This is a genomic window from Cyclobacteriaceae bacterium (assembly GCA_013141055.1).
Lineage (GTDB): Bacteria > Bacteroidota > Bacteroidia > Cytophagales > Cyclobacteriaceae > ELB16-189.
On record JABFRS010000001.1, the window covers coordinates 282,330 to 295,626 of the forward strand.

At 41.8% G+C, this 13,297-nt stretch carries 10 protein-coding genes; 5 read left to right on the plus strand and 5 right to left on the minus strand.

Going from position 1 to position 13,297, the window contains the following annotated elements:
- Positions 1-8: 8 nt before the first annotated feature.
- On the minus strand, positions 9-1,271 hold the full coding sequence (locus HOP08_01310; protein ID NOT73534.1) for an acyltransferase family protein: 1,263 nt from the start codon (positions 1,269-1,271) through the stop codon (positions 9-11).
- A 133-nt stretch (positions 1,272-1,404) separates the two neighbouring features.
- On the opposite strand from HOP08_01310, the gene HOP08_01315 reads away from it, so the two are divergent.
- The gene (locus HOP08_01315) at positions 1,405-1,698 is read left to right on the plus strand and encodes a type II toxin-antitoxin system HigB family toxin (protein ID NOT73535.1); all 294 of its coding nucleotides are present in this window, start codon (positions 1,405-1,407) and stop codon (positions 1,696-1,698) included.
- A gap of 2 nt (positions 1,699-1,700) precedes the next feature.
- Positions 1,701-2,090: a helix-turn-helix domain-containing protein gene (locus tag HOP08_01320; GenBank protein ID NOT73536.1), complete on the plus strand. Its 390-nt coding sequence runs from the start codon at positions 1,701-1,703 to the stop codon at positions 2,088-2,090.
- A gap of 54 nt (positions 2,091-2,144) precedes the next feature.
- Here the strand turns inward: HOP08_01320 and HOP08_01325 are convergent, their stop codons facing one another.
- On the minus strand, positions 2,145-3,131 hold the full coding sequence (locus tag HOP08_01325; GenBank protein NOT73537.1) for a WG repeat-containing protein: 987 nt from the start codon (positions 3,129-3,131) through the stop codon (positions 2,145-2,147).
- A gap of 161 nt (positions 3,132-3,292) precedes the next feature.
- Here HOP08_01325 and HOP08_01330 point away from each other — a divergent pair, with 161 nt between their 5' ends.
- Positions 3,293-4,954 carry a PAS domain-containing protein gene (locus HOP08_01330; GenBank protein NOT73538.1) on the plus strand — a complete coding sequence of 554 codons (1,662 nt, stop codon included), beginning with the start codon at positions 3,293-3,295 and terminating at the stop codon, positions 4,952-4,954.
- A gap of 278 nt (positions 4,955-5,232) precedes the next feature.
- On the opposite strand, the gene HOP08_01335 is transcribed toward HOP08_01330, so the two are convergent.
- The 3 genes from HOP08_01335 to HOP08_01345 form a co-directional block, all read right to left on the minus strand.
- Positions 5,233-7,638 carry an FtsX-like permease family protein gene (locus tag HOP08_01335; GenBank protein NOT73539.1) on the minus strand — a complete coding sequence of 802 codons (2,406 nt, stop codon included), beginning with the start codon at positions 7,636-7,638 and terminating at the stop codon, positions 5,233-5,235.
- 507 nt (positions 7,639-8,145) lie between these two features.
- Entirely contained in the window at positions 8,146-10,758 is a 2,613-nt protein-coding gene (locus HOP08_01340) for an FtsX-like permease family protein (protein NOT73540.1), read from the minus strand.
- Positions 10,755-11,087 (minus strand): PadR family transcriptional regulator, encoded by a 333-nt coding sequence (locus HOP08_01345; GenBank protein ID NOT73541.1) that lies wholly within the window; start codon positions 11,085-11,087, stop codon positions 10,755-10,757. The genes HOP08_01340 and HOP08_01345 overlap by 4 nt, the downstream gene beginning before the upstream one ends.
- Positions 11,088-11,976: 889 nt before the next feature.
- Between HOP08_01345 and tnpA the strand changes: the two genes are divergently transcribed.
- Positions 11,977-12,438 carry an IS200/IS605 family transposase gene (gene tnpA, locus HOP08_01350; GenBank protein NOT73542.1) on the plus strand — a complete coding sequence of 154 codons (462 nt, stop codon included), beginning with the start codon at positions 11,977-11,979 and terminating at the stop codon, positions 12,436-12,438.
- 208 nt (positions 12,439-12,646) lie between these two features.
- Positions 12,647-13,105 (plus strand): acetyltransferase, encoded by a 459-nt coding sequence (locus HOP08_01355; protein ID NOT73543.1) that lies wholly within the window; start codon positions 12,647-12,649, stop codon positions 13,103-13,105.
- Positions 13,106-13,297 lie beyond the last annotated feature (192 nt).

Genomic DNA, 13,297 nt, shown 5'->3' on the forward strand with positions numbered 1-13,297 from the left:
CAATATCTTTAATTCTTCATCCCAAACAGGAACCTTGTTGCCTTGAATAATTTTATGAAATTATAAATCACTATCAATGAGATGATGGTGATTAAAACAATCAATGCAAATTCCAGCAAGCCATTCTCAACGTATTTTATAATGTAATAGCCTGCGACTACAATAATGCTCTGGTGAAGGATATACACAGGCAAAATACTTTTATTCAGTTCAGCCAGAATAGGAACATTAAAATTGAACTTTCGCGAAAACAAGGACACAAAATAAAGGGTCCATGCAAAAGCAGACAAGCCTAGCGGCACTGATACGATCACATGATAAATATTGTATTTCGGATCAAAGGCAGCATTTCTGAATGTCTCATCTAACAGAAAAGCAATTATTGTCAAAGAGCTTAGAATGCCCAACGCCAGCAGGATACTTTTGTTTTTATTTACAACCGGCAGCAGACGACTATGCTCTTTAATGAAAATAAATCCATAGACAAAAGAACACGCATATGTTAAAAAGTCTGTGACACTCGTGTAGTCTGGAAAAATGGGTTTCAATACAATGATGATGATAATAATCGGCAATGAGAAGAGCAACACCAGTTTTGGAGATTCCTTAATCCTAATCATAAATGCTTCTGAAAGTCCATTGATATTGATTCGTTTTAACAGCGGAAGCGTTATCAAAGTCATTATAAACAGAGAAGGTAGATACCACAAGTGAATTCCGAATTCAAGAATCCATGAAAAAGGATCGAAGGCTGAAACCTGACCAATTATAGTTTTAGGATAATTGCTCATAAAATCAAGGAAAGTAACCTCAGAACTTTTCTGAAGCATTTGGTAATAGTACTGGCAAGGCACAATTACTATTACTCCAAATACAAAAGGAATGATGAGTCTTGAGAAACGATCCTTTAAAAAATTACTTCCTCTTGAATTAATAGCGATCCAGGTGCCGATGCCTGAAATGAAAAAGATCAGGTACAATCGCCAGGTATGAAAAAACACACTGAAAATATCAGCGACAATCGATTTGTTTTCACTTGATAAAAGCCAATGGAAATTGGTGAACGGTTGCCAGCAGTGAAACAGTATCAAAATGCCAAAAGCCGAAACCCGCAGCCAGTCTAAATAATATATGCGTTCCTTTTGTTGAATGTCTTTTTCCATGCTCACGAATGTAAAATCATTGCACGCTTCTGGCAAATGGGTACAGACTTTTCTGGTGAGATCGGCAGCATTTGCAACAAGAGTATTGATATTTGATACTCCTGTCACATCGATGCGGTAGTCTGTGGGTATTTCCTGTTTTAAAAAAGCGAGGTTCGACCTAAAAAGCTTCCGTTTTTCAGTTTTGTAGATATTTCAAAAAATGAAATTATATTCTTAATTTTGAAACCTAATATCCTGAATGGTAGTTATATCAAAAACCAGATTAACTGAATTCGGCCAACAACACGCTGATGCCATAGAAGCAGTCAATGATTGGTGGGAAAAGACAAAGAAAGCTGACTGGGCTTCTCTGGCAGATATTAAAAGAACATTTAATTCGGTAGATTATGTAGGCAATGACCGGTATGTATTCAATATTAAGGGAAATAGGTATAGGCTTGTCACTATGATATTCTTTGATATAAGAACACTATACATCCGGTACATTGATACTCACACGGCTTACGATAAAATTGACTGTAAAACTATATAACGATGCTTACCAAGATCAGATCAGAAAGAGAATACAAGGCAGCCATGAAAACTATTGAAACGCTTCTGAAGAAAGCTACTGATTCAGGTGGTTTCCACATGCTTTCGGAAGAGGAGTCTGGAATGCTGGCAAAACTTTCCAGGCTTGTTGAAAACTATGAAGACAATACATTGCAGTTAATGCCTATAAAACCAAAGACCCTGCAAGAGGCCGTTGAATATAAAATGGCTGAACAAAAACTGACTCAAGCTCTGCTTGCAAAAAAGCTAGGAATTGGCGCTCCGAAATTATCACAAATCATGACAGGCAAACGGGAACCCGATGTTATTTTTTTAAAGGCGTTGTACAGAAAGCTCAAAATCGATGCCGAATTTTTACTCTCCCACGTTTAATTGCTAACGATATAATCAACCTTTCAAAAACGTTGCGTCAACCACTGACGAATTTTATTTTATCTCCTCCCCGGCCTTGTTGATGTAAAAGGCCCTGCCATCAAGCCAGACTTTTGCTTCGCCGTCATAGAAGCCATATTTTTTATCGTCTGCTTTTTCATCAATGGGATAGATGCTTCCAAACTTTAGCGGAATAACTTCCTTACCCGTTGCATCGATGAAGCCATACTTCCCTCCCATCCCGACAGCCGCCAGTCCTTCGGAAAAATCATCAGCAAAATCATAGTTCATCACCACAATCTCTTTTCCCGTCTTATCAATGAAGCCGAATTTCTTATTGGCACTTACGATCGCAAATCCTTCTGAGAAGTCACCGGTGCCAAAATACTTCGACACAAAAATCTCTTTTCCTGTTTTGTCTACAAATATCTGTTTGCCGTCAAGCAAAACACGCATCATCCCATCGCTGAACTTAGCACCATCGTCATACCTGGGTGCTACAATCTCTTTACCCGTCATATCTACTGAACCCCATTTGCCATTGAGCTGCACGCTGGACATACCCTCAGAAAAATTATCAACAGCCTGGTATTTTAATAATACTATTTCCTTGCCTGTTCTATCGACAAAGCCCCACTTACCACCAAGCATAACTCTTGCTGCACCATCATAAAAGTCCATAGCGTTATCATACCTGGGCGGCACAATCTCTTTTCCGGCTTTATCTACAAAACCCCATTTACCATTTAAGGCAACGGCAGCCATACCCTCAACATAATCGCCTGAATTTTCATACTTGGGCGCCACAGTCTCGGTGGCATTCATCACATTCACAAATCCCCATTTTTTATCGAGTACTACTGCAGAAATATTTTCCTGAGGCAAGCGAAAGTCATCGTACTTGGCGGGTATGAGTACCGCGCCGCCTTCAAATTGAAGCCCGCGCTTTCCCTCTGGGGTCTTGGTAAATATCACTTTTTGCGCCTGCGCTGTCATTCCAAAAAATATCAGACAGATAATAAGGGTTGTTATCTTTTTCATTTTTATAGATGGTGTTTCTAATTGGTGATGATCTTGTGCATTATTCTATAAAATTCGAAATCAAATTGCTCCAGGTCTATACGCAGATTTGCGTATTTGGACACGAGAGCAGCATCAGTCCTCTCGTATATATTTCGTATATTCCAACGAACCCTCAATAATTGACAGAAGAAACCAGTATTCTCACCGGCTTTAGTCCTGAATTCCTGCGCGACACAGGTTCGCTCCATAGTTGTCTGCAGATGGCAGGCATCGGCACATGGGAGTTTAGACTTAATAATAATCTAATCTTTTGGGATGATGAGTGCAGGTTATTGTTCGGAGTTAAACAAGGCAATAGCATTTCATATTCTGAAGCATTAAAGATCGTTTATAAGGAAGATCTTGAGAGCGTAACTCAAGCCGTTATCCTTGCATTGAAGGGAAATAATTCCGGGAACTATAATATGGTTTTCAGGATATTCTCATTGGAGGATGGTATCCGGTGGATAAATCTTATTGGCAAGACCTATACGGATGAATATGGCAAGCACACGCTCTTCTCAGGAATCGCAAGGAACATTACAGAGTTAAAGAACAATGAATCGCTTCGTCTCATCCAACAGGAGACAGAAACTGCTTTGCTTGGAGCTATAGAACTGGCGGAGCTTGGCACCTGGACATTAGACCTGACCACCGGCATTTATCAATATTCAGAGAGACTAAGAGAATGGTTTGGTTTTAAGAAGGATGAGATCATCACCACCTATAAAATGCAAGGTGCGATTGATAAGAGAAACTGGCCACTGCTTGATTATTCGTTAAGCAATGCAATTAAAAAGGGAAGCACCTTTCGTTATGATCTTGAATATAAAATAAAAGCATACGGTACTTCTCAAGAGAGAATTGTCCACTCTCAGGGAAAAGTATTCTTCGATGATGCCGGCATTGCTATCAAAATAAGCGGCACTGCTCAAGACGTTACGATACAACGAGAACTTCAGATCGCACTGGAGCAAGAGGTACAGGAACGTACCATGGCATTAGCGACCTCCAACGAAAAGCTTGCAGAGAAAGTACTGGAGGTTGCCAGCACGAATGCTGATTTGGTTCAATCGAATCAGGAGTTGGAGCAGTACGCATACATTGCAAGTCATGACCTTCAGGAGCCTCTTCGGAAGATCCGGATATTTTCCAGCAGGCTTCTGACTAAAATTGATCCTGAGGAATCGCAATCCTTATTAAAAAAGATCCATACATCAGCGGAGAGAATGACGATGCTGATCCAGAACGTTCTGGAATTCTCAAAATTACTGGAGCTTCATCGTGAGCGAACCAATACTGACCTTAATTTGATTGTTGCAACTGTGATAGATGATTTTGAATTAATGATCGCAGAAAAACATGCAGTGATTGAAATCGATCCGCTCCCCTTCGTTGAAGCGATCCCCATACAAATGCATCAGCTGTTTCAAAACTTGGTTGGCAATGCACTCAAGTTCTCAAGGCCTGATGTTGTTCCTAAAGTATCAATTCAGTGTCAGGTTCTTGAAAAAGATGAAGCCAAAACCTATGTGTCGCCGATCTTGCCTTATGCACAATATTATAAGATATCATTTTCTGATAACGGAATTGGATTTGAGACCCAGTACAGTGATCGTATTTTCGAAATCTTTCAGCGGCTCAATAACCGTGAAGATTATGAAGGCGCGGGAATAGGACTTGCGCTATGCAAACGCATTGTAAGTAATCACCTGGGCAACCTGGCCGTAGCATCTGAGCCTGGAACGGGAACCATCTTTAGCATCGTGTTGCCTGATAAACAAAAGCAAAAAGCAACGTAACCAAATCTGTTTGATATGTTGGTGATAACACAATCCCAGACAAACAATACGAGGCAACGCAACAGGCCGCCCGCTATCAGTAATGCGAAAGTAACTATTGAGGTTTCATGTCGGCATGTTAAATTCCTTGTTCAATAAATTATTGGGATCTTGGCGATATCAACACTACAAGACAAAGCCCCATAGGGGGCGTCCTGTTTGTAGTGAAATTGCATGTGTATCGCCATAGCTCCATAGGAGCGGCCTGTTATTAAATTCTCTATTCACTACATGCTTTACTATTCACTCTTCAACGTCTCCGCCGGATTCAGTTTAGCAATCTTCAATGTCAGGTATGCAAGAGTCCCCCATGCAATCAGGATCAGCACGCCACCTGCCCCCACAAATACCAGGGGATTGATCTCTGTCCTGAAAGAAAATTTCTCAAGCCATCGGCTCATCATCCACCACGTAAGAGGTGCCGCAAGCACAATGGACAAGCCGATCAACCGTGTAAAATCTCTCATCAGCAATACGATCAGACCCATCAGCGATGCACCCAATACTTTACGCACGGATATCTCCTTTGTCTTCTGACGGAAGCTGAGCGCCGCTATTCCCAATAGTCCGAAACAGGCAATGACAACCGCAATCAATGAAAAGGAAGCAAGCACATTTCCCATATTCTGTTCAGATCTATACTGCTGATCCAATTGCTCTTTCAGAAAGGTAAATTCAAAAGTGAAGTCGTCGTCAAATTTCTTCCATGCTTGTCCGATGGAGGCTATCGTGGCCGGAAATTCATCCGTCCTGACCCTGACTACTACATAATTGAAGTGGGTGGATAATCTGAAAATAAGCGGACCGATAGGTCGGTGTAATGACTGGAAATTAAAATCTTTTACTACTCCGATCACCTTTCCCCTTGTCTTTTCTCCATCACCATTCCAGACGATCTCCTCACCTACTCCGGTCTTCATATGAAGACTATTCATTGCTGTTTCATTGATGATGAACGCATCACGGTCGGCTGGATTTTCAAGAGAGAATGTTTTGCCATCTGTAAACTCAATGGAAAGTGTTTTAAAAAAATCATAGTCGACATAAACCTCTGACGCATCAATGTCTTCATCAGGATGATCAGGAGTAAAGATTCCATTCTGATTAAATGAACGGCCTGGTATATTCGATGTTGCGGATACTGACGCCACGCCCGGTATTGAAAGCAGCTCTGTTCTCAACTCGCTGATCTTCGGATTCATTTCCTTCCGGTTCTTTACAGGGATAACAATCAATTCCTCCTGATTGAACCCAAGACTCTTATGTTGTATAAAACCAAGCTGATTATAAATGATAACACTCGAAGAGATCAACACCATCGAAGCAATGAATTGAAATACCATGAAGGTCTGGCGGATCCGTACACCTCCTGGGTTTTGTAAAAATTTACCTTTCAGCATCTGACCAGGCTTGATAGATGACAAGTATAAAGAGGGATAGATTCCGGCAACAAGTCCAACCAGCAGACTGAGTCCGGCCAGCATGGGAATTAAATCCTCATAATTAATTACGATAGGACTTCCCGTAAATACATTTATGAATGACAGCGATGCTTCAATCATTATTCCCGCAATGACCATCGCAAACAGTGCAACCAGCATTGCTTCTCCCACAAACTGAAATGCCAGCTGTTTCCGGAAAGCACCCAGTGTTTTTCTGATACCGATCTCTTTAGCACGCTCCGACGAAAGAGCTGTAGTAAGATTTACAAAATTAACACCTGCAATAATCAAGATGAGAAGTGCCGCTGCAGTCATCATGTAGATGTAATCGATATTTCCATTCGACTCAAGTTCCCACCGCAATGATGACCGAAGATGAATATCAGTGATAGGCTGCAGCTGGAATCCATAACCATTTTCTTTCAGATGTCGAAGATCCTCTGCTGACCATTCAATATACTTGTTGGACCAGTCAAGCATCTTGCTTTCGAGAAGTTTGCTGTCCGCCTCCGGCTTCAGTCTGATATAATTAAAATGCCCGAAGTCTTTCCATGTATAATAATCGCCGGTGTTTCCTCTCTTCAGTGTGACATACGACAACAGGAAATCAAAATGAAAATGAGACGTTACTGGAACATCTTTGAATACTCCTGTGATTTCGACAAGTTGTTGATCATCATTAACCGCCAGTTGCTTACCCAAAGCATTTTCATCACCGAAGTACTTCTTTGCCATGGATTCGGAGAGAAGCATGCCCATAGGTTTTGAGAGTGCCGTTCGTGGGTTTCCGCTGATCAATGGAAACGAAAAGACATCAAAGAATGTACTATCGACCGAGAGCACATTGAGCTCATCATATTTAATATCCTTTTGAAGATTGCGGATGGAGAATGTCTGCTGCGTCAGTCCCGGTCCCCAGATCGGACTTAAGCTCACTGCACTTTCCACTTCAGGAAAATCGCGCACCATTGCCTGAGCGATAGGATGCGGTACGCGTGTCTGGGGATTATCTCCATCCCAGACAATACGGTAAACGTTTTCCGCCTGGTCATGGAACCTGTCATAACTAAGTTCTGTCTTGAGGTATTGCAGAATCAGAAAAACGCAGGCAAGGCCGAGTGCAAGTCCAAAAATGTTGATGAAAGAATAGACCTTGTTCTTGAGGAGATTCCGGAAGGCAATTGTAAAATAACTGGCAAGCATAGGAAAGGGTTAATGATCTGCACATTCCAATTGATGTGCCAGATCAGAATGAATCAATTTGAGTCATAAACAGGCATTTCTGTATCATTATACGTTCGACTGCGGTCAATAATGATCAATATCGGTCATAAATCATTGCGTGGTTGGTGATAACACCAACTCCAGACAAAGCCTCATAAAAACAGGCCGCTCCTACGGAGCTTGCATAACTATTTGAACATTTTTTCTACAAACAGGCCGCCCCTAACGGGGCTACGAATCTCAGGGCTGGTGAATTGTAAATTGAATGTAAGCTCGCCCAAAGCATAAAGCTCCATAGGAGCGCCCTGTTTGTAGAAGTCGTATTAATAGGGAATTGCCCAAGCTCCATAGGAGCGGCCTGTTAAATTCTTTTAATACATGTCTGGTGATGTATTGGTGATAACATCGATACAAGACAGATTTTTCTAAACCGTTATATTAATTAAGGGTTGGCAAAAACACCAACCCCAGGCAAGCATGTTATTCTCATTCATGTCGCAATGAATCCACCGGATTGGCGACTACAACATCCTTGATCTTATATGCAATCGTAGCGAATGCAATACAAGCAAGTATCAAAACAGCCAGCGAAATAATTTCAACATTCACTGCCACATAATATTCCCACACACTGTCCATCATGGCATTCACCATCACAGTGCCCAGAGCAGTACCCACAACAAACGAGATCAGCATTACCACAAGGAATAATTTTCCGGATTGATAGATAATATGTCGTAAGGGTGCTCCCATGATCTTCCGGATACCCAATTCTCTTGTGCGCTTCTGCAGGTTGAGAGAAACCAATGAATAAAGTCCCGATATAGACATAATGATGGCAACAAGTCCAAGGAATGTGTACAATATCACTACGCTGTCGAAATGCTCCAATGCCATCATCATCCTCTCTTCCATAGGCCTGCCAGGATAGAGTTGAGTAGGAAATATCTTACTCCACGAAGTTTTGATCTGATCATTTACATACATCAATTGATCAGGATGCGTTAACGCGATGAGATATTTATAATTTGTTGCCGTGTAGCGAAAAGCTACCGGAGAGAGCGGCTCAAAGAGAGCTCCCAGGTACACATCCTTGACAACTCCGGTTATAAAAAAATGCGTAGTATCGTTGAATGTAATACGCTTGCCAATCGCATCCTCACCCAGATTAAACTTCCGGACAAATTCTTCATTGACGATAAGCGCCTCGTTAAGATCAGACGCCTGATCCTTTTTGAAATTACGGCCAGCAAGAAGACGGACATTGACAGCATCGAAATACTCATCACTCACATTCAATACTGCCACTTCCCTCTTTTCCTTGTTCTCAAAGCTTGCCGCAACTTTATATGAGCTGGAATAGATGTGATGCTCCGTGCCTGCCATTGAAAGAATATCCGGGTTGTTCTGGAGACTGTTTCTTAACTGCTCAAACTGCTGTTCATTGGCTACAGGTACCTGTATAACAGAGCGCCATGCATATCCCAGGTCATACTCTTTCTGAAATTTTGAATTGTAATAAAATGCCAGAGCAAATATGACTGCTGCTAAAGAGATACTGAACTGAAAAACCAGCAACGATTTGGTCAGCATACTTGCTCCTCCAAAGCGTGTAGTTCCCTTGAGAATCTGAATTGGCTTGAACGCTGAAATGTAGAATGCCGGGTATCCGCCTGCAAGCACTGCAGTGAATATAACCAGTGCCGCAATAGCAACAATCAGCCGAATATTATTCTGGTATGTAATGGCCATCTCCACTCCGCTCCACATGCCATTCCATCCTGCTGTAAAGAACTCTGCCAGACCCAATGCAATGATCATCGCAGCGAAACAAAAGATCATCGTCTCGGAAAGAAACTGCACAATCAATTCCTTGCGTCGGCCTCCAATCACTTTGCGTATGCCAATTTCTTTAAGACGTTTGCCTGCTATTGCAATAGAGTTGTTCATGAAGTTGAAACACGCTACCAGCAATAAAAATCCAGCCATCGCGAACGGCGCTATTACCGCGGCGGGTGGCATCGGTCCTCCAAACCAATGACCCTGATTGCGCTCCTTTATTGCACGATGCGACATGCCCACGAATGATTCAACATAGAATGTACTGATCTTCAGATCGGGCTTTGCTTCATTTTGTGTTTTGATATATGCTTCCAGCTGTTTTGGTAATCGGTCTGCTACAGTCTTATCCTTTAGGAAGAGAAAAGTCGTAGCCCATCTCGCCCAATTGTTTTCTATAGTAGATCGCTGACTGGGGTCAACAAAATAGTTGTCATACCCGGTAATAAGATCAAAGCGGAAGCTTGAGTTCATTGGAAATTTTTTGAACACACCTCCGACTGTAAGTTCGCGCGGTTCTCCGTTGATCACCTGCGTTACCATCTTGTCAACAGCATTGGTGGTACCAAACCAGTTGATCGCTAACTGGTCGCTGATCAGAATAGTAGTTTTATCCTCGAGTGAAAGTGAACCGGACAATCGCTCGAATGTAAACAAGCGCGTAAAGGCAGGCTCGGCATATGCCAGTTGTTTCTGGAACATTTCGTCTCCGATGCGAAACTGTCCGTCTTTGCTCATGAACTGGATCACCTCTTCTCCTTCGCGAAGACTTTCACGGATTAATCCAGCCACAGGAATTGGGGCAACTCCATAGGGAACCATTCCTTTTTGAGTAGTCTCCCAAAATCCTATCCGGTAAATACTGGCTGCGTTCTTCTCCTGACGGTCGAAGTCCACATTGTATTGGTAGTTGACAAACGCGGTGATGCTACAGCCCAGGGCAATACTCATTCCTATGAGATTGATTAAGAATGGCGATTTATTACGTGCGAACGTGCGCAAGGCAATGCGAAAGTAGTTATTGAACATAGGGGCAGGATTATAATTGGAGCGTCCTTTAATGGCGAAAGGCCGGAGCATGTCCAGCACGTCTTTGATGTAATGAATATTGGCTTTGAAGCGACTCATTTTTGTAAGCCGGTGTGCATACAGTTCATGAATGTCTCCCTGCAGGATTTCAAGTTGATCTTCAGAGCAAAAGGATTCAAGAAACCGATCGGCCCAGCGCGGAGGAGTTGTTTTTTTTTCAGCGTTCTTCACTTGGTGTTGAGCTTAAGTCTTGGGATGAGGCGAAACAGTTCATTGCGAAGACTATGAGAGCGAGTGAGAGCCTGGCGTCCATAAGCTGTTATGGTGTAAAAGCGTTTACGTCTTCCTCCCCTTTCCTGGGTTGCACCTGATTCGTTGGATTTGATGAAGCCTTTTTCTTCGAGGCGGTTGAGGGCGGAATGCAGTGCGCCGATGCTGGGTATTCTTCCGGCGCGGGTTTCTATTTCCATTTTAATGGATACGCCATAGGCGTCGTCTTTCAAAGCCCCAATGGTGAGCAGTACAAGCTCTTCAAACTCGCCGAGATACGTTCCTTTCATAATTTCATTCCTAAATGTAGAGTATACGCGAATGTCGGGGATTTGTTTCCTAAATGCAAAGTAAGGGTGGAATATCAACAAATCATTAATAATGGAACTTTAAAGGATGGAATGTATCGCCCCTACAAAGATTTCATCCCTAGCGGGATGCAAAAACGGTAACCTGATTCTCCTTCATAAAGATTTGAACTGGTCCCAGCGGGACCTAATCTTTGTAGAAATCTGACATAATATTTGTTCAGCGTGCCGTAGGTACGCAACATCATTTACATTTAGAGTTTTAAAAAACCGAATACTTTTACTCGACTGGGCGACGGACTAGTTTTGACATAAACTGTTTACAAAGATTCCATCCCTAAAGGGATGCAAAAACCGTAACCTGATTCTCCTTTATAAAGATTCGAACTGGTCCCAGCGGGACCTAATCTTTGTAGAAATCTGACATAATATTTGTTCAGCGTGCCGTAGGTACGCAACATCATTTACAATTAGAGTTTTAAAAAACCGAATACTTTTACTCGACAGGGCGACGGACTAGTTTTGACATAAACTGTTTACAAAGATTCCATCCCTAAAGGGATGGAAAAACCGTAACCTGATTCTCCTTCATAAAGATTCGAACTGGTCCCAGCGGGACCTAATCTTTGTAGAAATCTGACATAGTATTTGTTCAGCGTGCCGTAGGTACGCAACATCATTTATAATCGAAATTTTTAAAATCGAATATACCACCCCGATAGGGTGGACGGAACAGTTTGACATACATTATATACAAAGATTCCATCCCTAACGTGATGTTCGTAGGCATCAACATCTTTTGTAAAAAGTTCTGTTTTCCGTACAGTAATAATCAACTTCAAAACCATTCATTCAATAATTTTACATCGTAATGGCCAACACTTATACCCAATTATACATTCAATTTGTCTTTGCTGTAAAGTATAGAGCAAGTCTCATTGAATCACAATGGGAAATTGAATTACACAAATACATTACCGGAATTATTCAAAACCATGGTCATAAAATGATTTCTATAAACGGCATGCCCGATCATTTACACATATTTGTTGGCCTCCATCCTACGCAATCTATTTCTTCCATTATGAAAATTACGAAAGTGAGTTCAACGGATTGGATTAATGAGTCCAGATTTACAAAAGGAAAATTTGCATGGCAGGAAGGATACGGTGCTTTCTCTTACGGAAGAAGTCAAATTGATCGAGTTTACAATTACATTTTAAATCAAAAAAAGCATCACGAAAAGAAAAATTTCATTACAGAATACAAAGAGCTTCTCAAAGCTTTTGAAATTGATTATGATGAACGATATATTTTTAAGGATCCATTATAACATTTCAATTTTACAGAAAACACAGAAATGTTTCGCCCCTACAGGGCGACGGGATTACTTAACATATTCTTTTCTACAAAGATTTCATCCCTAGCGGGATGCTCTTCTTCGGCAGGATTAAACTTTAAGAATACCTAGCTTCGTACAGAAGCTCCATGGTCCCACGGCGACCAATTCTTTTATTGTTATATTTAATTAACAATAAAAAATGAATACACCCTACCCTTCAAAACTCTCCGCCGGAAGAATACTTCTCACCATCCTGGGACTCTTTACAGCAATTTCACCGTACCTGGCAGATTGGAATGAAACTCATATCTATAATCCTGCATGGCCGCCTCATGCAAAATTTCATAATGCACAAACGATGGTGTTGGGCGCTATGCTCGGACTGGTCACGTTGTATTGCACATGGTTCAGAAATGCGGTGTCACTCAGGCAAAGTCTGAATGAATCGGTGTGCATCGTTTCTCTATACTGGCTTTCCCAACTCCCCGCAATTCTTTTTCCAGGCACCATGCTTACCGATCCAACAGGAAACCATTTGCAGCCTCCTTTGATCCTGGGAATTGAATTCAATCAATTGACCATGGACATCTTCCTTGTCCTACCCCTGATTGCAGTAAGCTATTTCCTGGAGTCAAAGCGAATTAAAAGGTTGGAATAGACGGATCTTGCGTGTTTGAGAAAACAGGCTGCGCTTGCCATCGGTTGGTGTTTTCACCAATCTTACCTTATCGGGGCTCCCCCCCTGTAACCATCCCTGTTTTCCTGCGTCTAATATGTAACCTTTCCCTGACGGAATGGTATCATTAAAATATTGGTCAGAGAATCGTCGCTTTCAACCATAACACCAAAC